The organism is Bradyrhizobium sp. WSM2254 (assembly GCF_000472645.1).
Classification (GTDB): domain Bacteria; phylum Pseudomonadota; class Alphaproteobacteria; order Rhizobiales; family Xanthobacteraceae; genus Bradyrhizobium; species Bradyrhizobium niftali.
On sequence record NZ_AXAB01000041.1, the window covers coordinates 63,917 to 88,910 of the forward strand.

The following is a 24,994-nucleotide window of genomic DNA, read 5'->3' on the forward strand; positions in this document are numbered from 1 at the left end:
GATCCCGGGCGCGATTCCCAACCGCGCCGATTCTTTCAACCGAGTGAGGTACTCCAATGGCCGTTAGCAAGGTTTCCGACGCCGATTTCGAAGCCGAAGTGCTCAAGGCGAACGGCCCTGTCGTCGTCGATTTCTGGGCCGAGTGGTGCGGCCCCTGCCGCATGATCGCCCCCGCCCTCGACGAGATCGCCGGCGCGATGGGCGACAAGGTCAAGATCGTGAAGCTCAATGTCGACGAGAGCCCGAAGACCGCGTCGAAGTACGGCGTGATGTCGATCCCGACCCTGATGATCTTCAAGGGCGGCGAGATGGCCTCCCGCCAAGTCGGCGCCGCGCCGAAGGCGAAGCTCCAGCAGTGGATCACGTCGGCGGTTTGATCCGCGGCGCGACCGACTTAGATTTCTGCGGCGGCCGGCAACTTGCCGGCCGTTTTGTTTTGTCCGTAGCCCGGATGGAGCGCAGCGTAATCCGGGGCCGTCATCGCGTGTGGCACGATTCCCGGATTACGCTGCGCTCCATCCGGGCTACTCATCAACTCGCTCGTTGCCTTCAACGAGCGCCTGAAACATCGCAACCAATCGCTTGGTGTCGGACGCCAGCGGCTTAAAGAACGCGGCGTCGGCGTCTTCGACTGCCACGACAGCTTTCCGCGCGAGATCGCGGCCCACCTTGGTGACCGTGATCGCCTTGGCGCGCGGGTCCTGAGGATGATCGATCCGCTCGATCAACCCTGCTGCTTCCAGCGCGCGCAACACCTGGGACGTGGTCATCGGATCGATGCCGCTGAGCTGAGAGAGCCGCGCCTGGGTCAGCGTTTCCTCAGCGCCGAACCAGGTCGCCGTGGCCAGCAACACGAATTGGGAATGGGTGAGCTCGTAAGGCTGAAGCGCCACCCGCAACCGGCGTTGCCAGGCGTTCGAGATCTTCCAGAGCAGGAAGCCCGGGCTTTCGGCGGGTCCGGACAGACGGGTCGGGAGTGGCGGCTTCGTCATCGCGCCCCCTCGGCCAGTTTGGACAGGCTCGCGAGCACCTCGGGAAAATCGGCGGAAACCGCCGGGCCGATCTCGGCGGCCTGCGGGCCGCGGGCATCGACGGCGTAGACAATGCGCGTGCGCGCCGGTCCAAGCGGCTCGATGCGGTGGGCGACAAGGATGACGAGATCGCCCACCCGTGTTTCGTCGACGAAGCAGACGTTCTCGCGAACGTCGACCAGCTGCGAACGCAGCGCCTCCTCGCCGGGCGGCGTCATCGTGAACCAGGTGCCGGTCGCAAACGGTCCGTCGATGTTGATCTGCTCGATGCCCGCGTTCCAGTTTTTCCAGGCGGGGACATCGCGAAAGATGCTCCAGATCGTCTCTGGGGTCGCCGACGTCTCGATGGCGTATTCGCTCCGCCAGGTGTTTTCGTCGCTCATGGCACGCTCCCTCTTTAATATGTGCGCTTATAATAAGCGCACTTATTATAGAGTCAAGCCCGAACCCCGGATTTCGCTGCGCTCCATCCGGGCTACGCGGTGGCGTCTACTTGATCCACCCCGTCGCCAGCGCGTTCGCGAGCTCCGGCTGATTGTTGCGGCGCGCGAGCGTGGCCATCGTCTCATGATCATAGACGACATGGCGGAACGTGACCTGCCAAGCAGCATCGACGAGTTCGAGGATCGCGTAGCGCGCGTGCGGCGTGCCGGCCTCGACGACATGCGGGAACGGATGCTTGTCGCGATAGCCGGGGCTGCCGACGCTACCGGGATTGACGATCAGCCGGCCATCGCGCAAGCGCACCGCGCGGGCGAGATGGGTGTGGGCGCAGAGGATCAGGGACTGCGTAATGCCTTGCGCGAACTGCTCGATGCGATCGAGCGGCGATAGCGCGACCGTGCCGTCGGGATGCACGGTGTCGAGCCAGTAGACTTCGTCGTTGTCGGGCGTTGCGTGGCAGAGGAAAGCCCGGTCGCGGAACACGCGCGTCATCGGCTGCGCCCGCAGCCAGTCGAGTTGCGCGGCACTCAGCTGTGCATGGGCAGGACGATCCCATGAACCCATCTTCTCCGGCGGACGGTCGAGCAGGTAGCGGTCGTGATTGCCGAGCACATGCACGGCCTCGAGCTGCATCAGGATCTCGATGGTCCGCCGCGCGTCGAGCGGGCCGCTCAGCATGTCGCCGAGATTGACGATGTCGGCGATGCCCTGCGCGCGGATGTCGGCGAGCACCGCCTCCAGCGCGAGATGGTTTCCATGGACATCGGCAATCGCGGCAAAGCGCATTGGCATTCCTGTCGTAGCCCGGATGGAGCGAAGCGTAATCCGGGAATCTATCGACCTGGCGAGACGTCCCGGATTGCGCTTCGCTCTATCCGGGCTACACGCAACCGCTATGCAGGAGGCGTGCCGTTGATGCCGAGCACGTGGCCGGCGAGATAGAGCGAACCGGTGATCAGGATGCGCGGCGGCACCTCGTAGGCGAGCTTCGACAGTGCGCGCAGCGCGGCCTCGATGCCGGGCGCGGGCTCGACGCGCATGCCGAGGCTGCGTGCGGCGTCCGCGAGGCGGTCGGCCGGCATCGCATTCTCGGTGTCGGGAATCGGCACCGCGATGATGTGACGGGTGAGGCCGGCGAAATTGGCGAGAAAACCTTTCGCATCCTTGTTGGCCATCATGCCCGCGATCACGACCAGCGGCCGCGACACCCGCTCCTCGAGATCGCCGAGCGCGGCCGCTGCGACGCGCCCGCCTTCCGCATTGTGTCCGCCGTCGAGCCAGATCTCCGAGCCCTGCGGCCCCCAGGAGAGCAGCTCGCCCGAGGTGATGCGCTGCATCCGCGCCGGCCATTCGGCACCGACGATGCCGGCCTCGAACGCCGCCTGATTGACCTTGAACGTCGGAATCGCGCGCAGTGTCGCGATCGCAAGCCCGGCATTGTCGAACTGGTGACGGCCGAACAGGCGCGGCGCGGCGAGATCCATCAGGCCGCGATCGTCGGAATAGACCAGGCGCCCATGCTCGACATTGACGTGCCAGCTCTCGTTCGCGGCAAACAGCGGCGCGCGCATGCGCCTGGCCTGCGCCTCGATCACGGCCATGGCCTCGGGCGCCTGCTCGGCCGAGATCACGGGCACGCCGCGCTTGATGATCGCCGCCTTCTCGCCGGCGATGGAGGTCAGCGTATCGCCGAGGAAGTCCGTGTGGTCCATGCTGACAGGCGTGATCACGGTGGCCGCCGGCGTGTCGATCACATTGGTCGAATCGAGCCGTCCGCCAAGGCCGACTTCGAGCAGCACCACGTCCGCCGGGTTCTGCGCGAACAGATGAAACGCGGCGGCCGTCTTCAGCTCGAACACGGTCGCAGGCTCGCCGGCATTGACGCGCTCGACCTCTTCCAGCGCGGCGCACAGCTCGTCGTCGCCGACCAGCACGCCGCCACCGAGGCGGCCGAGCCTGAAGCATTCGTTGATGCGAACCAGATAGGGCGAAGTGTAGGCGTGCACGCGCAGGCCGGCGGCCTCCAGCGTCGCGCGCAGATAAGCGAGCGTCGAGCCCTTGCCATTGGTGCCGGCGATGTGGATCACCGGCGGCAGCTTGCTTTCAGGGTGGCCGAGCCGCTCCAGCAGGCGGTGCATCCGCTCCAGCCCGAGATCGATGCGCTTCTGATGCAGGGCCGACAGCCGCCCGATCAATTCGCCGAGCGGCGGCTTTGCGCTGTCAGGAGATGCGTTCACGCGTGCGGCGCGGCCGGCGCCGTCTCGGAAGCCGATACGATCTGCGCCGGGCTGACCACCGGCTGCACCGATTTCGACGCGGTCTCCAGCGCCGGAGCCTTGGTCAACAGGCGACAGAGCCGTGCCAGGGTCGGGCGCAGCTCATGGCGATGCACGACCATGTCGATCATGCCGTGCTCTTTCAGGTACTCGGCGCGCTGGAAACCTTCCGGGAGCTTCTCGCGGATGGTCTGCTCGATCACGCGTGCGCCGGCAAAGCCGATCAGCGCGCCGGGCTCGGCGATCTGCACGTCGCCCAGCATCGCGTAGGAGGCGGTGACGCCGCCGGTGGTCGGGTTGGTCAGCACGACGATGTAGGGCTGTTTTGCTTCGCGCAGCATCTGTACCGCAACGGTCGTGCGCGGCATCTGCATCAGCGACAGGATGCCTTCCTGCATGCGCGCGCCGCCTGATGCGGCGAACACGATGAACGGCGACTTCTTCTCGACCGCGAGTTCGAGCCCGCGCACGATGGCTTCGCCCGCGGCCATGCCGAGCGAGCCGCCCATGAAGTCGAAATCCTGCACGGCGATGACGACGGCGGCGCCTTCGAGCTTGCCATAGCCGACCTTGATCGCGTCGTTGAGGTTAGTTCGCGCACGGGCATCCTTGATGCGGTCGACGTATTTCTTTTCGTCGCGGAACTTGAGCGGGTCCGGCGTGACCTCGGGCAGCGCGACGTCGTACCAGGTCTCGTTGTCGAAGATCGACTTCAGACGTGCCACCGCGCCCATGCGCATGTGGTAGTTCGAGCCGGGAATGACGAACTGGTTGGCCTCGACGTCCTTGTAGAACACGAGCTGCCCGGAATCCGGACACTTGATCCACAGATTCTCCGGCGTCTCCCGCCGCAGCATGTTGCGGATCTTCGGCCGGACCACATTGGTAAGCCAGTTCATGGTTTGCTCCGATGTGCGATCCCGCTCCGGGAACCGCCTGAAGGGATATATGGCTGCCGGACCCTGCCCCGGCAAGCCGCCGTGTCGTCCGCCCGAAAAGCGGAATTATGGCCTATTCGGCCGCTTGTTTCGCGCCCTTGACGCCCTGGGCCAGGGACGCCGTCAGTTCGGCGACGGCGTTAACGGTTTTGGCGGTCGCCCGGCCGTCTGCATCGAGGCTGTTCTTGAGCGCATCGACCAGCGCGGTGCCGACCACCGCGCCGTTCGCATGCGACGCGATGGCGCGCGCAGTCTCCGGCGTGCGGATGCCGAAACCGACGCAGACCGGCAGCTTGGTGTGGCGCTTGATGCGGGCGACCGCTTCGCTCACCGCCGAGGAGTCCGCCGCCGCAGCCCCGGTGATGCCGGTGATCGAGACGTAGTAGACGAAGCCCGAAGTGTTGGCGAGCACGGCCGGCAGGCGCTTGTCGTCGGTGGTCGGCGTCGCCAGACGAATGAAGTTGAGGCCGGCCTTCATGGCGGGCAGGCACAGCTCGTCGTCTTCTTCCGGCGGCAGGTCGACGATGATGAGGCCGTCGACGCCGGCGCTCTTCGCATCGACCAGGAACTTGTCGACGCCGTAGATGTAGATCGGATTGTAATAGCCCATCAGCACGATCGGCGTCGCATAGTCGTCCTTGCGGAAGCCGCGCACGAGCTCGAGCGTCTTCTTCAGCGTCATGCCGGCCTTGAGCGCGCGCAGGCCCGCGGCCTGGATCGACGGACCGTCGGCCATCGGATCGGTGAAAGGCATGCCGATCTCGATCACGTCGGCGCCGGACTTCGGCAGCGCCTTGATGATCTCGAGCGAGGTGGCGGGATCCGGATCGCCGGCCATCAGAAAGGTGACGAAGGCCGAGCGGCCCTGCTTCGCAAGCTCGGCAAAACGGGTGTCGATACGCGTGGTCACTTGCTCTTGCCCCTCAGGATGTCGCCGACCTGCGGGACGTCCTTGTCGCCGCGGCCGGAGAGATTGACGACCATCAGGTGATCTCTTGCCCGCTTCGGCGCGAGCTCCATCACCTTGGCGATGGCATGTGCGGGTTCGAGCGCGGGGATGATGCCTTCCAGCTTGGACAGCAGCTGGAACGCAGCGAGCGCCTCGTCGTCAGTCGCGGACAGATAATTCACGCGGCCGATCTCGTGCAGCCAGGAATGCTCGGGGCCGATGCCGGGATAGTCGAGACCGGCCGAGATCGAATGGGCGTCCTGGATCTGGCCGTCCGCGTCCATCAAGAGATAGGTGCGGTTGCCGTGCAGCACGCCGGGACGGCCGCCCGCGATCGATGCCGCATGCAATTGCGTCAACCCGTGGCCGGCGGCTTCGACGCCGAAGATCTCGACGGTGGAATCGTCAAGGAAGGGGTGGAACAGGCCCATCGCGTTGGAGCCGCCGCCGATGCAGGCGACCAGCGAGTCCGGCAGCCGGCCTTCGACCTCCTGCATCTGCGCCTTGGTCTCGTTGCCGATGATCGACTGGAAGTCGCGCACCAGCGTCGGATAGGGATGCGGGCCCGCCACCGTCCCGATGCAGTAGAACGTGTTGTGCACGTTGGTGACCCAGTCGCGCAGCGCCTCGTTCATCGCGTCCTTCAGCGTGCGCGTGCCCGACTGCACCGGGACCACCTTGGCGCCCAGCATCTCCATGCGGATGACGTTGGGCTGCTGCCGCTCGACGTCGACGGCGCCCATATAGACCACGCATTCGAGGCCGAAGCGCGCGCACAGCGTCGCGGTGGCGACCCCGTGCTGGCCGGCGCCGGTCTCGGCGATGATGCGCTTCTTGCCCATGCGCCGCGCCAGCATGATCTGGCCGAGCACGTTGTTCACCTTGTGCGAGCCGGTGTGGTTGAGCTCTTCGCGCTTGAGGTAGATTTTTGCGCCGCCGAGATGCTCGGTGAGACGCTCGGCGTAATAGAGCGGCGAGGGCCGGCCGACATAGTTCTTGAGGTAGCCGTTCATCTCGGCCTGGAAGGCCGGGTCGGCCTTGGCCGCGATGTAGGCCTTCTCGAGATCGAGGATCAGCGGCATCAGCGTTTCGGCGACGAAGCGGCCGCCGAAAATGCCGAAATGGCCGCGCTCGTCGGGGCCGCTGCGGTAGGAATTTGGCTTGGCGATGTTCATCGGACGCTCAACTCTTGACTTGCATCTTGGGTGGCGCGCGCGGCGCGGATGAAGGCCTTGATCATCTCGGGGTCCTTGACGCCGGAGGCGCTCTCGACACCGGAGGACACGTCGACGCCACCGGCGCGGGTGACGCGAAGGGCTTCAGTGACGTTGTCGGCGTGAAGCCCGCCCGAGACCATATAGGGCAATGTCAGATCGAGGTTTTCGAGCAGGTGCCAGTCGAACGGCGCCCCTAAGCCGCCGGGCCGCGTTGCGTCCTTCGGCGCGCGCGCATCGAACAGGATGCGGTCGGCGACCGCGGCGTAGCCGGGCAGCACGGCAAGATCGGCCGACGTTGCGACCGGCACCGCCTTCATCACGGGGCGGCCGAACTTCCGCTTGATGTCGCGCAGCCGCGCCACGCTCTCCTTGCCGTGGAGCTGGAAAATGTCAGGCGACAGCGCGTCCATGATGTTGTCGAGCGTGGCATCGTCGGCATCGACCGTGAGCGCAACCTTGAGCGCGCGCCGCTGCACCTGGCGGCCGAGATCGCGGCCAAGCTCCAGCGACAGATGCCGGGGCGACGGCGGAAAGAACACGAACCCCACCATGTCGGCGCCCGCGTCGAGCGCTGTTTCGAGCGTCTCGCGCGTGGACAGGCCGCAGATTTTGACGAGCAGGGACATGGTCTCAAAGCAGGTAAAGGCCGCAACTGCGCGGCCGGAAAGCAGGGTTTTCGGTTGCGGCCGCTTCTACAACGTCGCGCGCTGCTTGTCTCGCCCGACGGGCCCGTAAAGGCCCACCCCGACGGGGGCGGGGAGGCGCTGGGAATCGGGCTTCGCCGCGACCGTCTGGGCCCGCAAACCGGCCAGTTCGGTCCGGGCGCTGCGCGCATCCGCCTCATGCCGACGGGCTGCGCGGCGCCAGTGCCGCTGGCCGAACCAGACGGCACAGCCGCCGGCCAGGACGCCCAGCGCCGCCACCAGGATCAGCAGCACGAACAGCGGCAGCGTGACCGACAATGCCGGGTCGTCGGAGACAAAGGGATCGAGGGAGACCGTGACGAAATGCCGGTTGGAGACGGCGAACACCACCAGGATCAGACCCAGCGGAATCACGATCAGCGCGGTCAGGAACTTTCGCATCTCGCTTCGCTCGCCTTGAATCAAGCTTCCGGCCGCATCCTCGCGACCGCGGGAAACCCTGACGCCGGCCTCAGTCTGCCGCGCCGGGATCCGGATGGTCGCGGTTCAGCCGCTCGCGCATTTCCTTGCCGGTCTTGAAGAACGGAACGCTCTTCTGATCGACGGGCACATGGGCGCCGGTGCGCGGATTACGCCCGGCGCGTGCAGGGCGATGCTTGACCGAGAAGGCACCGAAGCCGCGCAACTCGACGCGGTCGCCGCGTGCGAGAGCCGCTACGATCTCTTCGAGAATCGCATTCACAATGTTCTCGACATCCCGCTGGTACAGATGCGGGTTGTGCTCGGCGATACGCTGAACAAGTTCGGATTTGATCATCGAGAGATAGGACCCGGAAGCGTGCGGATGACCATTTCCGTGAAAATACCGTGATCTGTCAAGACGCTAAATCAAGGTTGAGCGTCGTGAAAATGCGTGACAAATGCCAAAAAAGCAGGCTGTCCCGACACTCGCCGGACGCGAAAACCCTCAATTGCTCGCCCACCCCCGTCAGTTTGACGCAGCCGGCTGCCACAAGGCGAGCATTCCATCCATTCCGAACCGATCGACGGCCTGCGCGACGCCGGTTTGCCCGATTTGATGCGCAATCGAGCCCAAACCCAGCGCTTCCAGCGTCACGGCAGCAGCAGTCTTGAGGAACGGCAGGTCGCCGAAGCGCGTCTGGAGCTTGTAGTCACGTACCGAAAGCCCCTTCTTGACGCCCTTCTGCTCGACCAGCCAGGTCACTGCAGTCTTCTCGTCACCGATCTGGTCGATCAGCTTGAGATCGATCGCCTGGCGTCCGGTGAAGACGCGGCCGTCGGCCACTTTCTCGAGCTGCGTGTCGTCCATGCCACGCCGTTCCTTCACCAGTCCCTTGAACCAGGCGTAGGAATCCCTCACCAGCGCGTCGAGCGCGGCCCGCGCCTCGGGACTGGTCGGCTCAAAACCGTTGGGCGCGGCCTTCAGCGGCGAGGATTTTACCTCCTCGACCTTGACGCCGATGGTCTTCAGGAGCTCGGTGACATTGGGGTACTGGAACAGCACACCGATCGAGCCGACCAGCGAGCTCTGCTGCGCGATGATGTGGTCGCTCGCGATCGCCGTGATGTAGCCGCCGGAGGCGGCGAGACCCTCGACCACGACGACGAGCGGCTTCTTCGCCTTGAGCCGGACAAGCGAGTCGTAGAGCTGCTCGGAGCCCGCGGTGGTGCCGCCCGGCGAGTTGATGTGGACGATGACGGCGGCAGCCTGCGAATTCTCCAGCCGCTCCAGCGCCTGCGTGCGATCGGAATCGCTGCGGATCAGGCCCTCGATCTGGACCCGCGCAATCGAGCCGGCGGTTGCGAAGGTGCCGCGCGCACCGGGCGTCGCGATCAAAGCGAAGCCCGCAATCGCCGCGATCGCGATCAGCGCGGCCACGACGCGCCAGAACGTCAGCTTACGGCGGATCCTGCGGCGATCGACGATGATGTCCGAATCGAGCGACATCGGAATATCTCCAAATGAAAGACCCAGGCGCGTTGTGCCGTCACGGCGTGACCAACGGCTTATCTGGATACATCAATTGCGGCGCAATTTGAAGCAAACAAGGCTGGTGGCCTGGTGGGCAAGGACGTCGCGACACCTTCCGGTGTCGTCCCCGCGAAGGCGGGGACCCATAACCACAGGGAGTGGTTGTGAAGCAAAGCAGGTAACTCCGAGTCTTCGCTAAACTGCTCCCTGTGGTTATGGGTCCCGGGCTCGCGCTTCGCGCGCCCCGGGACGACAGTTGAATATGCCGTCGCAACAAAAAAGCCCCGGCTCGCGCCGGGGCTTTGATGTCAGCGAAACGAGCGTTTCGCTTACTTGCTGTCGCGGTTCTTGAGCGCGGTGCCGAGGATGTCGCCGAGCGTCGCACCCGAATCGGAGGAGCCGTACTGCGCGATGGCTTCCTTCTCTTCGGCGACTTCGAGCGCCTTGATCGACACCTGGACCTTGCGGGCCTTCTTGTCGAACTGGATCACGCGGGCATCGACCTTCTCGCCGACGGCGAAGCGTTCGGCGCGCTGGTCGTTGCGGTCACGGGCGAGCTCCGAGCGCTTGATGAAGGTGGTAAAGTCGGTACCGGCGATCTTCACCTCGATACCGCTCTCCTTCACTTCAAGCACTTCGCAGGTCACGACCGCGCCCTTCTTGACATCGCCCGGCTCGGCGAAGGGGTCGCCTTCGAGCTGCTTGATGCCGAGCGAGATACGCTCCTTCTCGACGTCCACATCGAGCACCACGGCCTTCACCATGTCGCCCTTCTTGTAGTTGTCGATCACCTGCTCGCCCGGAAGCTTCCAGTCGAGGTCGGAGAGGTGGACCATGCCGTCGACGTCGCCCTCGAGACCCAGGAACAGACCGAACTCGGTCTTGTTCTTGACCTCGCCCTCGACCACCGAACCGGTCGGGTGACCTTCGACGAAGACCTCCCAGGGGTTGCGCATGGTCTGCTTGAGGCCGAGCGAGATGCGGCGCTTGACGGAATCGACTTCCAGCACCTGCACTTCGACTTCCTGCGAGGTCGAGACGATCTTGCCGGGGTGCATGTTCTTCTTGGTCCACGACATCTCGGAGACGTGGATCAGGCCTTCGATGCCCGGCTCGAGCTCGACGAACGCACCGTAGTCGGTGATGTTGGTGACACGGCCGGTGAAGCGGGCACCCAGCGGGTACTTGGCTTCGATGCCCTGCCACGGATCGTCCAGCAGCTGCTTCATGCCCAGCGAGATGCGGTGCGTCTCGTGGTTGATCTTGATGATCTTGACCTTCACGGTCTGGCCGATCGAGAGCACCTCGGTCGGATGGTTGACGCGGCGCCACGCGATGTCGGTGACGTGCAGCAGGCCGTCGATGCCGCCGAGATCAACGAACGCACCGTAGTCGGTGATGTTCTTGACCACGCCGTCGATGACCTGACCCTCTTCGAGGTTCTGCACCAGCTCCTGACGCTGCTCGGCGCGGGTCTCTTCCAGCACCGTGCGGCGGGAGACGACGATGTTGCCGCGGCGGCGGTCCATCTTCAGGATCTGGAACGGCTGCGAGTTGTTCATCAGCGGCGCAACGTCGCGGATCGGACGGATGTCGACCTGCGAGCGCGGCAGGAAGGCCACCGCACCGTCGAGGTCGACGGTGAAGCCGCCCTTGACCTGGTTGAAGATGACGCCGTTGACCTTCTCGTTGTTCTGGAACGCCTTCTCGAGCTTGCCCCAGCTCTCTTCGCGGCGCGCCTTGTCGCGCGACAGCACGGCTTCGCCGAGGGCGTTCTCGATGCGATCGAGGAACACTTCCACCTCGTCGCCGACCTTGATCTCGCTGTCACGGCCGGGGCCGGAAAATTCGCGCAGGGCGACGCGGCCCTCGGTCTTCAGGCCGACGTCGATGACGGCCATGTCCTTTTCAATTGCAACCACCTTGCCCTTGACGACGGAGCTTTCCTGCAGGTTGCCACCTGCGAAGGACTCGTCGAGCATCGCGGCGAAATCGTCGCGCGAGGGGCTATAGGTATCAGCAGAAGTCGAAGCCATTTGTTCTCCAGTTGCGGATGTCTTGCCGGCCGTTGGGTTCATGGGCGCATCGCACGCGCAGTGTCGGAAGGTCCGCAAGACCTTCGAGCGACCGCTTGCTGCCCCGGCCTGGCACCGGAACGGCGGAAGCGGGCCGGCTGAGGCCCGCGCGTTCGATACGTGGAAATCTTTGTCCGGAGCCTGGATCGCACCGGTCCCGAAACAGGCGGACCGGGGGGTATCGACCTCAAAGAGCGGGAGCGGGCGCTTCCTCCAATGACGGCTGCGGCTTAACCCCGCGACCGGCCCGCTCGGACGGCCTCGATAATGTCGATGGCGGCCCGGACGCCGCCTTCTATATCCAGTTGGGAGTTATCTAGCAAGTAAGCATCGGAGGCAGGTTTCAGCGGTGCAATCGGCCGGTTCTTGTCGCGTTCGTCGCGCTGGATGATGTCGGCGAGCACGGCCGCCTCGTCCGCCTCCTCGCCCCGCGCCTTGGCCTCCATGGTGCGGCGGCGGGCGCGAACCTTGGGGTCCGCCACGACAAAGATCTTCACGTCGGCATGAGGACAGATCACGGTTCCAATGTCCCTGCCGTCCAGCACCGCGCCGGGCGGATCGGCGGCGAATTGCCGCTGGAAATTGACCAGGGCCTCGCGGACCCTTGGGATCGCCGAGACGATCGAGGCGCCCTCGCCGACCTTCTGGGTCTTCAGGGCAGGATCGCCGAACTTTTCCGGATCTAATTCCAGCGCCGCGGCGACCGCAGCCGCCTCGTCACGGAGATCATGACCCGATTGCATCAGGGCGTAGGCGACCGCGCGATAGATCACGCCGGTATCAAGATGACGATAGCCGTAATGATGAGCGAGACGCTTGCCCAGCGTCCCCTTGCCCGAGGCCGCGGGCCCGTCGATGGCGATGATCATGAAAACTCGGCCCCAAGCGAACGCATCATCGGAATGAAGTCCGGGAAACTGGTGGCGATGAAGGCGGTGTCATCGACGGTCACCGGCTGGTCGGAGGCGCAGCCCATCACCAGCGCGGACATCGCGATGCGATGGTCCATGTGGGTGGCAACGGTGCCGCCACCCGGAACGTGACCGTGGCCGTGGACGATCAGATCGTCGCCGGAGATCTCGACCTTGACGCCGTTGACGCGCAGCATCTCGGCGGTGGCCTCCAGGCGGTCGGATTCCTTGACGCGCAGCTCTTGCAGCCCGCGCATGACGGTCGTGCCTTCGGCGAAGGAGGCTGCCACCGCCAGCACCAGATATTCGTCGATCATCGAGGGCGCGCGCTCCGGCGGCACTTCGACGCCGCGCAGCTTTGACGCGCGCACGCGCAGCTGCGCCATCGGCTCGCCGGCATCGCCGCGCACTTCGCTCTCCTCGATCGAGGCGCCCATTTCGCGCAGCGTGGTGAACAGGCCGGTGCGCAGCGGATTGGTCATGACATCCGACAGCACGACATCGGAGCCCTCGGCGATCAGCGCCGCAACGACCGGGAAGGCCGCCGAGGAGGGATCGGCGGGCACCACGACATTGGCGCCATGCAGCTCGGGCTGGCCTTTGAGCGTGATGCGGCGGCCGTGCAGGCCCTCCTTCGTGGAGGTGATGTCGGCGCCGAAGTGCCTCAGCATCAGCTCGGTATGGTCGCGGCTGGCCTCGTTCTCGATCACCGTGGTGGTGCCCGGCGCCGCGAGGCCCGCGAGCAGCACGGCGGATTTGATCTGGGCCGAGGCGACCGGCGTCTGGTAGGTGATCGGCAGCGGATCGCGCGCGCCCTGGACGGTCAGCGGCAGACGGCCGCCCTCGCCGCCGGAGACGACCCTGGCGCCCATCTTCTCGAGCGGGTCCAGGATCCGGCGCATGGGGCGGCTGCGCAGCGAGGCGTCGCCGTCGAAGACCGCCGAGATCGGGCAGCCGGCGACGGCGCCCATGACCAGCCGGCAGCCGGTGCCGGAATTGCCGAAATCCAGCGGCGCCTTGGGCTGGGCGAAGCCTGCCACGCCCACGCCCTGCACCTTCCAGGCGAAATCGCCGGTGCGCTCCACGCTGGCGCCCAGCGCCTGCATGGATTTGGCGGTGTTAAGGACGTCCTCGCCCTCCAGCAGGCCCGAAATCCGGGTCTCGCCGACCGCGAGCGCGCCCAGGATGAGGGCGCGGTGGGAGATCGACTTGTCCCCGGGCACCCGTACTTTCCCGGTCAGGGGACCGTTTGCGCGCGACTGAAGCGGCCTCGGTTGGTCGGAATGGGTCAAGATTGTGTCCTTGAATATGCCCCGGAGAGCTGGGGCGCAGGTACCACATGGTCCGCGCCTCGTCACCGGCATGTCTTTCTCCCGTAATGCGCTATTGACAGCGGGCCGCCAACTAGCCAAGTGAAACACCGCTTTTCAGACATTCCCAGGATTCCTCTGCCGTGGCCAAGTCCGAACTCGGAACCAAACGTATTTGCCCGACCACGGGCAAGAAGTTCTACGACCTCAACAAGAATCCGGTGATCTCGCCCTATACCGGCGAAGTGGTCCCGATCGCGCCCGTGGCGCCCGCGCGCGCGACTCGCGGCGCCGAAGCCCGTCACGCGGCCGCGGCGGACACCACGCCGGAGCCGGCGGAGGCCGAAGAGTTGGTCTCCCTCGAGGAGGCAGATGCCGAGGAGAACACCGGCAAGGTCAAGGCCGTCGTGCCCGAATCGGAGGACGATATCGAGGTCGACGAGACCCTCGACGACGACGACGATGATGATTCGACCTTCATCGCCGACGAAGAAGAGGGCGATGAGGACGTGACCGACATCATTGGTGATGTCGGAGGCGATGAAGAGACTTGAGATCAGCCCAGATCTGTGAAAAAGGGTGCACCGCGCGAGTCGCCTAGGGCTCGCCGGCCGGGACGGATCCCCCAGGATCCTCCCCACTGGAAGACTTAAGGGGCCATAGCTCAGCTGGGAGAGCGCTTGCATGGCATGCAAGAGGTCGGCGGTTCGATCCCGCCTGGCTCCACCAGCGTTCGCTGGCTTCGCCAGCTTCGGCTCGGCAAGCCACACCGAACTCTATCGTAGCGAAGCGAGCGAAGGCTGCCGCGGCGTAGCCCGAAGGGCGAAGCCGGGCTTCAGCAGATCGAAAGCGGATATAAGCTCTCCATCGACAGCTGGGGAGCGTGCCGTGAAGTACGTCTACATCCTTGAGAGCCTCGATTCCCTCCACTTCTATGTCGGGATTACCGACGACCTGCGCGCCCGATTGACAAAGCACAATGCTGGCGAGGCACCTCACACCTCGAAATACGGGCCTTGGCGTCTAAAGACTTACATTGCGTTCAGTGATGAGAAGCAGGCTGTCGCATTCGAGAAGTACCTGAAGTCAGCATCCGGCCGCGCCTTCGCCAAGAAGCGCCTCTAACCCCCTACTCCCCGATCACCGCATTGAGCCGATCGCGCAGCGCGACGATCTCGTCTTTCATCGCCACCAGCTCCGACACCGAGCAATCCGACGCCGCCAGGATCGACTGCGGCACGGCGCGCGCCTTGTCCTTCAGCGCGTGGCCCTGCGGCGTCAGCGCGATCAGCACCTGACGCTCGTCCTCGCTCGAGCGGGTGCGCTTGACCAGGTGGGCGGCCTCGAGGCGCTTGAGCAGCGGCGTCAGCGTGCCCGAATCCAGAAACAGCCTCTCGCCGATGTCCTTGACCGGCACGTCGTCGCGCTCCCACAGCACCAGCATCACCAGATATTGCGGATAGGTCAGGCCAAGGCGGTCGAGCAGCGGCTTGTAGACGCGGTTGAAGGCGTGCGCGGCCGAATAGACCGCGAAGCAGATCTGATTGTCGAGGCGCTGCGGGTCCAGCGCCGATAATTTCCGGGGCATAGCGAATCTCACGCGGTTTCCTCCATTCTGGGACCGGCCGGCCGGACATTCAATTGCGAACAATTAAATGTGAGGCATGCAAATTTCAATTGCACACAATCTAATTGTTTGCGATACATGCGTCATCCCAACCGGAAGACCTGAGGAGACGAAAATGTCCGTGAACGTCCTGTACAAGACCAGCGCAAAAGCCACCGGCGGCCGCGACGGCCATGCCGCGACCCTCGACGGCGCGCTCGACGTCAAGCTCACCACGCCGAAGGAACTCGGCGGCGGCGGCGGTGCCGGCAACAATCCCGAGCAGCTGTTTGCGGCCGGCTACGCCGCCTGCTTCATCGGCGCGATGAAGTTCGTGGCCTCGCAGGGCGGCCCGAAGGTTCCCGCCGACGCCGCCGTCACCTCGACCGTCGGCATCGGCCCGCGCTCCGAAGGCGGCTTCGGCCTCGACATCGACCTCGCCGTCTCGCTGCCGGGCCTTGCCCGTGCCGAGGCCGAAGCGCTGGTCGCCAAGGCGCACCAAGTGTGCCCCTATTCCAATGCCACGCGCGGCAATGTCGACGTTCGCCTGACGGTCGTCTGATCGAAAGTGCGGATTGGCTGGCCCGGGATCCCCCTCGGGCCGGCCGCTTCCGTTTGATTTGCCCGATCCTGTTTTGCCAGATCCTGTTTTGCCATGCCGCGGGATTGACGCGCGGCGGTGCATGCGGCCCTACGCAACAAGCCATTGCTGGCGCAAAAAAACCTCGCTAGGCCTGTGACCAACGATCGACACAGGGAAGCGAAGGCATGAGTTCTGAAGCCGTTACGGGTGCAATGAGCGGACTGCGCGTCATCGATCTCACGCGCGTGCTCGGCGGTCCCTACTGCACCCAGATCCTCGCCGACCATGGCGCCGACGTGATCAAGGTCGAGCCGCCCGCCGGCGACGAGGTCCGCGAATGGGGCCCTCCCTTTCACGACGAAGACGCGGCCTATTTCATCGGCATCAACCGCAACAAGCGCTCGATCGGCCTCGACCTCGCCTCCGAGGGTGGCCGCGTCGTGCTGCTGAAGATGCTGGAGACCGCCGACGTCCTGATCGAGAATTTCAAGCCGGGCACGCTGGAGAAATGGGGCATCGGCAACGAGGTGCTGCGCGAGAAATTCCCGCGCCTCGTGCATTGCCGGATCTGCGGCTTCGGCGCCGACGGCCCGCGCGGCGGCAATCCCGGCTATGACGCCATCATCCAGGCCATGACCGGCATGATCGCGGCGACCGGCTCGCCCGAGAGCGGCCCGATGCGGATCGGCGTGCCGCTGGTCGACATCACGACAGGCCTCTATGCCGCGATCGGCATCCTGATGGCGCTGTCGGAGCGGCAGCGCTCGGGCAAGGGCCAGTTCCTGGAGACCACGCTGTACGAGACCGGCCTTGCCATCATGCATCCGCACACCGCGAACTACTTCATGCATGGCAAGCCCCCTGGCCTGACCGGCAACGAGCATCCCAACCTCGTGCCTTACGCGATCTTCCCGACGAAGACCGACAACATCTTCATCGGCGTCGGCAATGACGGCACCTTCCGCAAGCTCGCCAAGGAGATCGGCAAGCCCGAGCTCGGCACCGATCCGCGCTTTGCCCGCAACAAGGACCGCATCGCCAATCGCGAGGCGCTGCGCGCCGAGCTCGCCGCCGTGTTCAGCCAGCACGAGGCCGAGCCGCTCTGCAATCGCCTGCTCGCGGCGGGCCTGCCCGCAGGCCCCGTGCAGAAGATCGACCAGGCGCTGACCAACCCGCACACGATCGCCCGCGGCGATGTCATCGAGAAGGATTGGTACAAGGGCGTGGCTTCGCCGATCCGGCTCGACCGCAGCAAGCCGAGCCTGCGCCGGCTGCCGCCGAAATTCAGCCAGCACGCGGCGGAGGTGCTGGGCGAGTTCGGGTATTCCAAGGCCGAGATCGACGCGATGGTCGAGAAGGGCACGGTCTGCGGCCCCGAGCGCAAGCGCTGAGATAAAGACGAAGATCGAGTGTGAGGGCAGGTGCACTCCCTCTCCCGCTTGCGGGAGAGGGAGTCTCTACATGGGACAATCCCCAGAGGAGCGAACCCTCACCCGCGCCTTCGGCGCGACCTCTCCAGCAAGCGGGTGAGGTTTTCGAGCCCGTGGCCTGATCGTCAGCCACACGCCAATGCCGCACTGCGGCGCGAGCACGCATGTGCAGCGCGAACGGAGGAGGCGGCCCGCGGCGTCTTCGCCTATTTGACGGCTTCCCTTTTCCCGCGCTTGCCGCTTTCGTTTCGGCCGCATACACAGTCATGTGAACGTCATATGGCGCTGCTAGCGCAAGCGCTTCTTATTGACGGGCAAGGGAGGTTTTCTTGATGGCTCTTCGACACTTTGGGGCGGCTGCCGCATTTGCAATCACGGTCGGCATGTCGGCCTCTCCGGCCTTGGCCGTGACCGAAATCCAGTGGTGGCACGCGATGACCGGCGCCAACAACGACGTCATCGTCAAGCTTGCCACCGACTTCAACGCGTCACAGAGCGACTACAAGGTCATCCCGACCTACAAGGGCAACTACCCCGATACGATGAACGCGGGCATCGCCGCGTTCCGCGCCGGCAATGCCCCGCACATCATGCAGGTGTTCGAAGTCGGCACCGCGACCATGATGGCCGCGACCGGCGCGGTGAAGCCGGTCTACAAGCTGATGGCCGAGGCCGGCGAGAAGTTCGATCCCAAGATCTACCTGCCCGCCATTACCGGCTACTATTCGACGTCGAAGGGCGAGATGCTGTCGTTCCCCTTCAACTCGTCCTCGACCGTGATGTGGGTCAACCTCGACGAGCTCAAGAAGGCGAACGTCGAGATCCCCAAGACCTGGCCCGAAACGTTCGAGGCCGCCAAGAAGCTGAAGGCTGCGGGTCATGACACCTGCGGCTTCTCCGGCTCCTGGGTCACCTGGGTCAATCTCGAGCAGCTCTCCGCCTGGCACAACGTGCCGCTCGCCAGCAAGGCCAACGGGCTCGACGGTTTCGACACCGTGCTCGAGTTCAACGGCCCGCTCCAGGTCAAGCATCTCGAAACCCTGGTCGAGCTCCAGAAGACCAAGACTTACGACTATGCCGGCCGCACCAACACCGGCGAAGGCCGCTTCACATCAGGCGAATGCCCGATCTATCTGACCTCGTCGGCGTTCTTCGGCAACGTCAAGGCGCAGGCCAAGTTCGCCTTCACCGCGGTGCCGATGCCGTACTATCCGGACGCCAAGGGCGCGCCGCAGAACTCGATCATCGGCGGCGCCTCGCTCTGGGTCATGGGCGGCAAGTCGGCCGAGGAATACAAGGGCGTCGCGAAGTTCCTGACCTTCCTCTCCGACACCGATCGCCAGGTCTACATCCACAAGGCCTCGGGCTATCTGCCGATCACCAAGGCGGCCTACGCCAAGGCGAAGGAAGAAGGCTTCTACAAGGATCAGCCTTATCTCGAGACCCCGCTGCTCGAGCTGACCAACGAGGAGCCGACCGAGAATTCGCGCGGCCTGCGCCTCGGCAACATGGTGCAGCTGCGTGACGTCTGGTCGGAAGAGATCGAGCAGGCGCTGGCCGGCAAGAAGACCGCCAAGCAGGCGCTCGACGCCGCCGTCGAACGCGGCAACACGATGCTGCGCCAGTTCGAAAAGACCGCAGTGAAGTAAGGCATCGAAGCGGCAGGCCGCGACCCGGCCTGCCGCTTCCCATGACATCATGCAAAAGCAAGCCATTTTCCAATCAAAGCTATTGCCCTACGCGCTGGTTGCGCCGCAGCTCGCGATCGTCCTGATTTTCTTCTACTGGCCGGCCTTGCAGGCAGTGATCCAGTCCTTCCTGCTCCAGGATGCCTTTGGTCTGTCGAGCACCTTCGTCTGGTTCGAGAATTACATCGAGCTGTTCAAAGACCCCGCCTATTTCGAGGCGATCGTCCGGACCTTCTTCTTCTCGTTCGCGATCGCCGTGTCGTCGCTGTCGTTCGCGCTGCTGCTCGCCGTGATGGCCGACAAGCCGCTGCGCGGCTCGATGCTCTACCGCACGCTCTTGATCTGGCCCTATGCGGTGGCGCCGCCCGTGGTCGGCGTACTCTGGATCTTCATGCTGCACCCCTCGCTCGGCGTGCTGTCGCGCTATCTGCGCGGCCTGGGCGTCGACTGGAATCCGCTGCTCGACGGCAACCAGGCGGCTGCGCTGATCATCCTCGCCGCCGCCTGGAAGCAGATCTCCTATAATTTCCTGTTCTTCCTCGCCGGCCTGCAAGCCATCCCGAAAAGCGTGTTCGAGGCCGCCGCGATCGACGGCGCCCGTCCGATGCGCCGGTTCTGGACCGTGACCTTCCCGCTGCTGTCGCCCACGATCTTCTTCCTGCTGGTCGTCAACATCGTCTACGCCTTCTTCGACACCTTCGGCATCATCGACACCATGACCCGCGGCGGTCCCGGAACATCGACGGTCACGCTGGTCTACAAGGTCTATTCCGACGGCCTGCTCGGCGGCAATCTCGGCAGCTCGGCGGCACAGTCGGTGATCCTGATGGTCATGGTCATCGTGCTGACGGGAATCCAGTTCCGCTTCGTCGAACGCAAGGTGACCTACTGATGGTCGAGGACGAGGGCATCAGGCGCTACGTCGCCCATTTCATTCTCTGGATCGGGATCGCGATCGTCGCGTTCCCGGTCTACATCGCGATCGTCGCCTCGACCCAGGACAACGCGCTGATCGCGAACGGGCAGATGTCGCTGCTGCCCGGCGGACATTTCTTCGAGGTCTACTATCAGACCATCTTCGTCGGCACGAGCGGCTCGACCCGCGAGCCCGTCGGCAACATGATGCTGAACTCGCTGGTGATGGCGCTGGCGATCGCGATCGGCAAGATCGCGATCTCGATCATCTCGGCCTATGCGATCGTGTATTTCCGCTTCCCGTTCCGGATGGCGATCTTCTGGATCATCTTCATCACCTTGATGCTGCCGGTCGAGGTGCGCATCTACCCGACCTACAAGATCGTCGCCGATCTGCACATGCTCGACAGCTATGCCGGCCTGTCGCTGCCGCTGATCGCGTCGGCCACCGCGACGTTGCTGTTCCGCCAGTTCTTCATGACCGTGCCGGACGAATTGCTGGAGGCATCGCGCATCGACGGCGCCGGTCCCTTGCGTTTCTTCTGGGACACGCTGCTGCCGCTGTCGCGCACCAACATGGCGGCGCTGTTCGTGATCCTGTTCATCCTCGGCTGGAATCAATATCTCTGGCCGCTGCTCATCACCACCCGCGACGACATGCAGACCATCCAGGTCGGCATCCGCAAGATGATCACCACCACCGACGCGCTGACTGAATGGCCGATCGTGATGGCGACCGCTGTGCTGGCCATGCTGCCGCCGGTGTTCGTCGTCGTCGCGATGCAGAAGCTGTTCGTGCGCGGCCTGGTCGAGACCGAAAAGTGAGTTTTCATGGCTAACGTCACCCTGCGCAACGTCCGCAAGACCTACACCGGCGGCTTCGAGGCCATCAAGGGCGTCAACGTCGATGTCGCCGACGGCCAGTTCTGCGTGCTGGTCGGTCCCTCCGGCTGCGGCAAGTCCACGCTGCTGCGCATGGTCGCGGGGCTCGAGACCGTCACCGGCGGCGAGATCGACATCGGCGGCCGCGTCGTCAACCAGATCGAGCCCGCCGATCGCGACATCGCGATGGTGTTCCAGAACTACGCTCTCTATCCGCATATGAGCGTCTACAACAACATGGCCTACGGCCTGCGCAACCGCGGCATGGCCGAGACCGAGGTCAAGACCCGGGTCGAGGAAGCCGCGCGCGTGCTCGAGCTCACCTCGATGCTGGAGCGCAAGCCGCGTCAGCTTTCCGGCGGCCAGCGCCAGCGCGTCGCGATGGGCCGCGCCATCGTGCGCCAACCGAAGGTGTTTTTGTTCGACGAGCCGCTCTCCAATCTCGACGCCAAGCTGCGCATCGCGATGCGCGTCGAGATCCGCAAATTGCAGCGCCGGCTCAACACGACGTCGATCTACGTCACCCATGACCAGCTCGAGGCGATGACGCTCGCAGACGTTCTCGTCGTCATGAACGGCGGCCAGGTCGAGCAGGTCGGCAATCCCTTGGCGATCTACGAGAAGCCGGCCACGACCTTCGTCGCCTCCTTCATCGGGGCGCCGCCGATGAATCTGATGTCGACGCGCGCCGACGAGATCAAATCGCAGCTCAACGGGGCTGCGACGGAGGCCGGCATCCTCGGCATCCGCCCGGAGGATTTCGTCATCACCGACCAGACCCCAGCCGGCGGCGTCGCCCTGCCGCTCACCGTGGAAGCGATCGAGCGCGTCGGCGCCGAAACCTTCATCTACGGTTCCCGCGAGCAGGAAGACCAGCGCGTCGCGGCCACCCCCGGCGAGCTGCCGCCCGGCGAGGTCATCGTCCGCATTCCCGGAACCGAGGCCCCCGCCATCGGCGCGCGGATCCGCGTCGCCGCGATACGGCCGAAGCTGCACCTATTCAGCGGCGATGGGCGGACGCGGCTGGAGGCCTGACCGGTTCCGAGGGGCCGCTCGATCAAAAACCGGGAAAACAACCCCATGCACGGTAGAAGGGGGCTTGTTTTCATTGAGGAAATCACACCGCTATTCGTCATGCCCGGGCTTGTCCCGGGCATCCACGTTCTTGGTGCCGCGAATAAGGTCGTGGATGGCCGGGACATAAGCGAGCGGAAGCGACGCCGTCCTGCAGACGGCTATGCCCGGCCATGACGATCCGGATGGATCTGTGCGCCTGGCGACGGTGGAAGCACTGAATCCACAGCCCCCCGCTACGTCCTTGAACCGACACGGGGTTATGACCATATTGCTGACCAAGGGGCGCCGCTTCCGGGCCCTGAAATGCCAAAGTCGCTTCGAGAGGACTTTGTAAACTATGTCTCGTGTTCCCACGTTATCCAGTCCGTTCCTTCTGGGCTTCGACGAGATCGAGCGCGTGCTCGATCGGGTCGTCAAAGGCGCCGACGGTTACCCTCCCTACAATATCGAGAGGTGCGACCGGTCGGATGGCCAGCCCGAGCGTTTGCGCATCACGCTGGCGGTCGCCGGATTCACCCGCGACCAACTCGATGTAACCATTGAGGAAAACCAGCTCGTGATTCGCGGGCGGCAGCAGGACGACAAGACCCGGCAATACATCCATCGCGGCATCGCCGCGCGCCACTTCCAGCGCACCTTCGTGCTGGCGGAGGGGATGCTCGTGCTGGGAGCGGATCTGAAGAACGGGCTGTTGTCGGTCGATCTTGCCCGGCCTGAACCGGAGAGGATCGTTAAGACAATCGCTATCAATGAGCACGAATAATGGAACGAGTAGCGGACTCGACCGCTTAGTTTCTGTGAAGGAGTCGAGACCATGAGTGAAGGTCACGTTGCGTTCGAATACGAAGCCAAGAACGTCTCTCCGGAGACGCTGGCAACCCTCGGCGAAGGCCATATCGCCTATGTGAAGCAGATCCGCTCCGAAGACGTTCCGGGCCTGTTTCCCGAGGCTCCGAAGATTGCGCCGGGCCTCAAGCTCTTCGCGCTCCACGCCGCCGACGGCACGCCGATCATGCTGACCGACAGCCGCGAAGCCGCAGTCGCCAACGCCTGGAGCAACGAGTTGCAGGCGGTGAGCGTGCACTGACGCACGCGCGCGCAGTCGTGCGCGGTTGACGAATTCAAATACGCGGGCATGCCTCAAGGCGGCCCGCGTATTTTTTTGGCGCCTGGCAGATGACGAGACCCCTCACGGTGAGGGCGCTTGCTAGGGCGTGGACTCTCGAAGCCGTCGCTTCAGCTCCTGACATGCAGTCCCGCTTCATCCCCAAAACGGACAAGAAAACTCCGTCGCGGCACGTTCGCTAAGGGCCATAAACTGCCATTGAAGATGAAGGCACGATGTTTTTACTCGATCCTGACTGGCTTTCTTCCCGATGTCCCAAAGCCTATCTTGGTTGAAAAGGCGCGAGAGGCAGCGAAATGCTACCGGAACCAATTGCTTATTGCTTCTACCGTTATCGCGGGCTCTGCCTTCACACATGGATCGTCACGACTTTCACAATCATTGTGGCCGCCGCTCCGCTACAGGCTTCAGCAGCACCAAACGCGTCAGCGTGCGGATACCTCGCTGGTCTGATTGATAAGGCACCGCCATCAGGGCCCTTGTTCCTACCCAGCTATCCGACCGTCGAATCGGGGCCTCTGCATGGCGCCGCCTACCTCTATGACAATGCGGTAGCCGCCATCGCGTTGGTCGGTTGCGGTGAGCAAGACAAAGCGTATCGGATTGGCTCGGCGCTTCTCTGGGCCATCGATAACGACCGCACCTGGCATGATGGACGGCTCCGGAACGCTTACGCCGCAGGTGTGGTGGCGAATGGCCCCGTCAAACTTCCGGGGTGGTGGGACAATGCTCAGAACAAATGGTTAGAGGATCGATATCAGGTGGGCAGCGACAATGGTAACATGGCATGGGCCATGTTGGCGTTGCTGTCGCTTGACGATGTGAACGCCGGCTCTCGGTTCCGCGATGGTGCTGCACGGCTTGGCGCCTGGGTCGCGCAATGGGCCGATACGCGCGGTACTGGCGGTTTCACGGGCGGTACGTTTGGGCACGAACCGACGCCGGAAGTGCGGGCGTGGAAATCGACTGAACATAATACTGACCTCGCCGCCGCGTTTGGCCTTCTTGCGATCCGTACAGGGGATTCGCGCTGGCGTGATAAGGCAACGGCTGCTGAGTACTTCGTAAATACGATGTGGAATCCGGCATGCGCCTGTTTCGCTGCAGGGACCGCTGAAGACGGCGTCACCCACAATCCGATTTTGGCTCTCGATGCTCAGGTCTGGCCTTTAATAGCGCTCCACGGAGCGGTCGAGAAATTTGCATCGGCAATTACGACCGCCGAACAGCGAATGAGTGTCGACGAGGGCTTTTCTTACGGTGAAGACCGAGACGGTGTGTGGACCGAAGGGACGGGCCAAATGGCTCTCTTAATGAAATTGCTCGGCAGGACTGGGAGGGCCAACTCGTTGATCGCTGTAATCGAATCCCAGAGGTCGCCGGATGGTGGGTTCTATGCCACAACTGTCCGCGAGTTACCGACCGGGTTCGTGTTGGACACTGATCCGACCAAGCCGCGACTCTATTTCCGATTGTCACATCTTGGCGCAGCTTCGTGGGCTGCCCTCGCGGAACGTGGGTTCAATCCCTTTACGGTGACAAAAGGACTCCCGTAGTTGAGTCGCGGTGCTTCTCGTCTCCGCCTCTCTTTTGGTCTTTTTGATTTCGATATGTCCGCAAAGGGCCGATTTTGTTGCAAAAGTCGGTTGAGGCAGGCCGCGAACCGTGATTCCGTTGTGTTGACGCGAATCTCGGCGAGGTCGATCCATGATGGGCCGTGTGAAGAGTGACCAAGGTCAACTGTTCTACGAGTTTCATCTGGGCGATGCGGTACCCGAAGATCATTTGGTGCGGAAGATCGACGCTGCTCTTGATCTGTCCTGGCTTCGCAGTGAACTAGCACCTCATTATTCGTTCATGGGTCGCCCGTCGATCGACCCGGAACTGATGATCCGGATG

27 protein-coding genes, 1 tRNA gene and 1 pseudogene are annotated in these 24,994 nt (G+C 64.1%); 14 read left to right on the top strand and 15 right to left on the bottom strand.

All coding sequences use genetic code 11. The features are described 5' to 3' along the window. The first annotated feature begins 56 nt into the window (after positions 1-56). Positions 57-377 (top strand): thioredoxin, encoded by a 321-nt coding sequence (trxA, locus tag A3M7_RS0127725; RefSeq protein WP_008540017.1) that lies wholly within the window; start codon positions 57-59, stop codon positions 375-377. 147 nt (positions 378-524) lie between these two features. Here the strand turns inward: trxA and A3M7_RS0127735 are convergent, their stop codons facing one another. From A3M7_RS0127735 to aroA, 14 genes are all read right to left on the bottom strand, one after another. After that, the gene (locus A3M7_RS0127735; protein ID WP_027546850.1) at positions 525-992 is read right to left on the bottom strand and encodes a MarR family winged helix-turn-helix transcriptional regulator; all 468 of its coding nucleotides are present in this window, start codon (positions 990-992) and stop codon (positions 525-527) included. Further along, a complete protein-coding gene (locus tag A3M7_RS0127740; protein ID WP_027546851.1) occupies positions 989-1,414 on the bottom strand; it encodes an SRPBCC family protein in 426 nt (141 codons plus the stop codon). Before A3M7_RS0127740 ends, A3M7_RS0127735 begins: the two co-directional genes overlap by 4 nt. Positions 1,415-1,520: 106 nt before the next feature. Further along, entirely contained in the window at positions 1,521-2,261 is a 741-nt protein-coding gene (locus A3M7_RS0127745; RefSeq protein WP_027546852.1) for a metallophosphoesterase, read from the bottom strand. A gap of 107 nt (positions 2,262-2,368) precedes the next feature. Then, on the bottom strand, positions 2,369-3,712 hold the full coding sequence (locus tag A3M7_RS0127750) for a folylpolyglutamate synthase/dihydrofolate synthase family protein (RefSeq protein ID WP_027546853.1): 1,344 nt from the start codon (positions 3,710-3,712) through the stop codon (positions 2,369-2,371). Next, positions 3,709-4,650, bottom strand: a complete 942-nt coding sequence (accD, locus tag A3M7_RS0127755) for an acetyl-CoA carboxylase, carboxyltransferase subunit beta (protein ID WP_027546854.1) — start codon at positions 4,648-4,650, stop codon at positions 3,709-3,711. Before accD ends, A3M7_RS0127750 begins: the two co-directional genes overlap by 4 nt. Positions 4,651-4,762: 112 nt before the next feature. Continuing rightward, on the bottom strand, positions 4,763-5,599 hold the full coding sequence (gene trpA, locus A3M7_RS0127760; RefSeq protein ID WP_027546855.1) for a tryptophan synthase subunit alpha: 837 nt from the start codon (positions 5,597-5,599) through the stop codon (positions 4,763-4,765). After that, a complete protein-coding gene (gene trpB / locus A3M7_RS0127765; RefSeq protein WP_027546856.1) occupies positions 5,596-6,813 on the bottom strand; it encodes a tryptophan synthase subunit beta in 1,218 nt (405 codons plus the stop codon). Before trpB ends, trpA begins: the two co-directional genes overlap by 4 nt. Then, a complete protein-coding gene (locus A3M7_RS0127770; protein ID WP_027546857.1) occupies positions 6,810-7,481 on the bottom strand; it encodes a phosphoribosylanthranilate isomerase in 672 nt (223 codons plus the stop codon). The genes trpB and A3M7_RS0127770 overlap by 4 nt, the downstream gene beginning before the upstream one ends. A 66-nt stretch (positions 7,482-7,547) precedes the next feature. Then, positions 7,548-7,940 (bottom strand): lipopolysaccharide assembly protein LapA domain-containing protein, encoded by a 393-nt coding sequence (locus tag A3M7_RS0127775; RefSeq protein WP_027546858.1) that lies wholly within the window; start codon positions 7,938-7,940, stop codon positions 7,548-7,550. A gap of 70 nt (positions 7,941-8,010) precedes the next feature. After that, positions 8,011-8,316 (bottom strand): integration host factor subunit beta, encoded by a 306-nt coding sequence (locus tag A3M7_RS0127780; protein WP_008539997.1) that lies wholly within the window; start codon positions 8,314-8,316, stop codon positions 8,011-8,013. 171 nt (positions 8,317-8,487) lie between these two features. Next, positions 8,488-9,468, bottom strand: a complete 981-nt coding sequence (gene sppA / locus A3M7_RS0127785) for a signal peptide peptidase SppA (protein WP_027546859.1) — start codon at positions 9,466-9,468, stop codon at positions 8,488-8,490. Positions 9,469-9,821: 353 nt separating this feature from the next. Next, positions 9,822-11,528: a 30S ribosomal protein S1 gene (gene rpsA, locus A3M7_RS0127790; protein ID WP_027546860.1), complete on the bottom strand. Its 1,707-nt coding sequence runs from the start codon at positions 11,526-11,528 to the stop codon at positions 9,822-9,824. 269 nt (positions 11,529-11,797) lie between these two features. Beyond that, complete coding sequence (gene cmk / locus A3M7_RS0127795) at positions 11,798-12,436, bottom strand: (d)CMP kinase (RefSeq protein ID WP_027546861.1); 639 nt, start codon at positions 12,434-12,436, stop codon at positions 11,798-11,800. Next, on the bottom strand, positions 12,433-13,770 hold the full coding sequence (gene aroA / locus A3M7_RS0127800) for a 3-phosphoshikimate 1-carboxyvinyltransferase (protein WP_027546862.1): 1,338 nt from the start codon (positions 13,768-13,770) through the stop codon (positions 12,433-12,435). Before aroA ends, cmk begins: the two co-directional genes overlap by 4 nt. Before the next feature lie 161 nt (positions 13,771-13,931). Here aroA and A3M7_RS0127805 point away from each other — a divergent pair, with 161 nt between their 5' ends. The 3 genes from A3M7_RS0127805 (at position 13,932) to A3M7_RS0127815 (ending at position 14,913) form a co-directional block, all read left to right on the top strand. Next, a complete protein-coding gene (locus A3M7_RS0127805; RefSeq protein WP_027546863.1) occupies positions 13,932-14,342 on the top strand; it encodes a TIGR02300 family protein in 411 nt (136 codons plus the stop codon). A gap of 99 nt (positions 14,343-14,441) precedes the next feature. After that, a tRNA-Ala gene (locus tag A3M7_RS0127810) sits at positions 14,442-14,517 on the top strand. A gap of 159 nt (positions 14,518-14,676) precedes the next feature. Further along, on the top strand, positions 14,677-14,913 hold the full coding sequence (locus tag A3M7_RS0127815; RefSeq protein ID WP_027546864.1) for a GIY-YIG nuclease family protein: 237 nt from the start codon (positions 14,677-14,679) through the stop codon (positions 14,911-14,913). Positions 14,914-14,917: 4 nt separating this feature from the next. Here A3M7_RS0127815 and A3M7_RS0127820 read toward each other — a convergent pair whose 3' ends face one another. Further along, entirely contained in the window at positions 14,918-15,376 is a 459-nt protein-coding gene (locus tag A3M7_RS0127820) for a MarR family winged helix-turn-helix transcriptional regulator (RefSeq protein ID WP_027546865.1), read from the bottom strand. Between the two features lie 154 nt (positions 15,377-15,530). Here A3M7_RS0127820 and A3M7_RS0127825 point away from each other — a divergent pair, with 154 nt between their 5' ends. The 10 genes and pseudogenes from A3M7_RS0127825 to A3M7_RS0127870 all read left to right on the top strand — a co-directional run. Continuing rightward, the gene (locus tag A3M7_RS0127825) at positions 15,531-15,956 is read left to right on the top strand and encodes an organic hydroperoxide resistance protein (RefSeq protein WP_011083560.1); all 426 of its coding nucleotides are present in this window, start codon (positions 15,531-15,533) and stop codon (positions 15,954-15,956) included. A gap of 206 nt (positions 15,957-16,162) precedes the next feature. Beyond that, positions 16,163-17,368: a CaiB/BaiF CoA-transferase family protein gene (locus tag A3M7_RS0127830; RefSeq protein ID WP_027546866.1), complete on the top strand. Its 1,206-nt coding sequence runs from the start codon at positions 16,163-16,165 to the stop codon at positions 17,366-17,368. Between the two features lie 371 nt (positions 17,369-17,739). Next, on the top strand, positions 17,740-19,056 hold the full coding sequence (gene ugpB, locus A3M7_RS0127835; protein ID WP_027546867.1) for a sn-glycerol-3-phosphate ABC transporter substrate-binding protein UgpB: 1,317 nt from the start codon (positions 17,740-17,742) through the stop codon (positions 19,054-19,056). A 49-nt stretch (positions 19,057-19,105) separates the two neighbouring features. Next, the gene (gene ugpA, locus A3M7_RS0127840; protein WP_027546868.1) at positions 19,106-19,987 is read left to right on the top strand and encodes a sn-glycerol-3-phosphate ABC transporter permease UgpA; all 882 of its coding nucleotides are present in this window, start codon (positions 19,106-19,108) and stop codon (positions 19,985-19,987) included. Further along, complete coding sequence (gene ugpE / locus A3M7_RS0127845; RefSeq protein ID WP_027546869.1) at positions 19,987-20,835, top strand: sn-glycerol-3-phosphate ABC transporter permease UgpE; 849 nt, start codon at positions 19,987-19,989, stop codon at positions 20,833-20,835. Before ugpA ends, ugpE begins: the two co-directional genes overlap by 1 nt. A gap of 6 nt (positions 20,836-20,841) precedes the next feature. Further along, on the top strand, positions 20,842-21,927 hold the full coding sequence (locus tag A3M7_RS0127850) for a sn-glycerol-3-phosphate import ATP-binding protein UgpC (RefSeq protein WP_027546870.1): 1,086 nt from the start codon (positions 20,842-20,844) through the stop codon (positions 21,925-21,927). 379 nt (positions 21,928-22,306) lie between these two features. Then, positions 22,307-22,732, top strand: coding sequence for an Hsp20 family protein (locus A3M7_RS0127855; protein WP_014438749.1), 426 nt, complete (start codon positions 22,307-22,309; stop codon positions 22,730-22,732). Positions 22,733-22,783: 51 nt separating this feature from the next. Beyond that, positions 22,784-23,056 (top strand): DUF1150 domain-containing protein, encoded by a 273-nt coding sequence (locus tag A3M7_RS0127860; protein ID WP_011083553.1) that lies wholly within the window; start codon positions 22,784-22,786, stop codon positions 23,054-23,056. Between the two features lie 335 nt (positions 23,057-23,391). Then, a complete protein-coding gene (locus tag A3M7_RS0127865; RefSeq protein ID WP_245284335.1) occupies positions 23,392-24,651 on the top strand; it encodes a hypothetical protein in 1,260 nt (419 codons plus the stop codon). Positions 24,652-24,802: 151 nt separating this feature from the next. Beyond that, a pseudogene (locus A3M7_RS0127870) lies at positions 24,803-24,994 on the top strand (IS5/IS1182 family transposase); the annotation flags it as partial.

Coding starts and splice junctions, on each gene's coding strand:
- trxA (WP_008540017.1), top strand. CDS start 57: ATGGCCGTTAGCAAGGTTTCCGACGCCGATTTCGAAGCCGAAGTGCTC.
- A3M7_RS0127735 (WP_027546850.1), bottom strand. CDS start 992: ATGACGAAGCCGCCACTCCCGACCCGTCTGTCCGGACCCGCCGAAAGC.
- A3M7_RS0127740 (WP_027546851.1), bottom strand. CDS start 1,414: ATGAGCGACGAAAACACCTGGCGGAGCGAATACGCCATCGAGACGTCG.
- A3M7_RS0127745 (WP_027546852.1), bottom strand. CDS start 2,261: ATGCGCTTTGCCGCGATTGCCGATGTCCATGGAAACCATCTCGCGCTG.
- accD (WP_027546854.1), bottom strand. CDS start 4,650: ATGAACTGGCTTACCAATGTGGTCCGGCCGAAGATCCGCAACATGCTG.
- trpB (WP_027546856.1), bottom strand. CDS start 6,813: ATGAACATCGCCAAGCCAAATTCCTACCGCAGCGGCCCCGACGAGCGC.
- A3M7_RS0127770 (WP_027546857.1), bottom strand. CDS start 7,481: ATGTCCCTGCTCGTCAAAATCTGCGGCCTGTCCACGCGCGAGACGCTC.
- A3M7_RS0127775 (WP_027546858.1), bottom strand. CDS start 7,940: ATGCGAAAGTTCCTGACCGCGCTGATCGTGATTCCGCTGGGTCTGATC.
- A3M7_RS0127780 (WP_008539997.1), bottom strand. CDS start 8,316: ATGATCAAATCCGAACTTGTTCAGCGTATCGCCGAGCACAACCCGCAT.
- sppA (WP_027546859.1), bottom strand. CDS start 9,468: ATGTCGCTCGATTCGGACATCATCGTCGATCGCCGCAGGATCCGCCGT.
- rpsA (WP_027546860.1), bottom strand. CDS start 11,528: ATGGCTTCGACTTCTGCTGATACCTATAGCCCCTCGCGCGACGATTTC.
- cmk (WP_027546861.1), bottom strand. CDS start 12,436: ATGATCATCGCCATCGACGGGCCCGCGGCCTCGGGCAAGGGGACGCTG.
- A3M7_RS0127820 (WP_027546865.1), bottom strand. CDS start 15,376: ATGCCCCGGAAATTATCGGCGCTGGACCCGCAGCGCCTCGACAATCAG.
- A3M7_RS0127825 (WP_011083560.1), top strand. CDS start 15,531: ATGTCCGTGAACGTCCTGTACAAGACCAGCGCAAAAGCCACCGGCGGC.
- A3M7_RS0127830 (WP_027546866.1), top strand. CDS start 16,163: ATGAGTTCTGAAGCCGTTACGGGTGCAATGAGCGGACTGCGCGTCATC.
- ugpB (WP_027546867.1), top strand. CDS start 17,740: ATGGCTCTTCGACACTTTGGGGCGGCTGCCGCATTTGCAATCACGGTC.
- ugpA (WP_027546868.1), top strand. CDS start 19,106: ATGCAAAAGCAAGCCATTTTCCAATCAAAGCTATTGCCCTACGCGCTG.
- ugpE (WP_027546869.1), top strand. CDS start 19,987: ATGGTCGAGGACGAGGGCATCAGGCGCTACGTCGCCCATTTCATTCTC.
- A3M7_RS0127850 (WP_027546870.1), top strand. CDS start 20,842: ATGGCTAACGTCACCCTGCGCAACGTCCGCAAGACCTACACCGGCGGC.
- A3M7_RS0127855 (WP_014438749.1), top strand. CDS start 22,307: ATGTCTCGTGTTCCCACGTTATCCAGTCCGTTCCTTCTGGGCTTCGAC.
- A3M7_RS0127860 (WP_011083553.1), top strand. CDS start 22,784: ATGAGTGAAGGTCACGTTGCGTTCGAATACGAAGCCAAGAACGTCTCT.
- A3M7_RS0127865 (WP_245284335.1), top strand. CDS start 23,392: ATGCTACCGGAACCAATTGCTTATTGCTTCTACCGTTATCGCGGGCTC.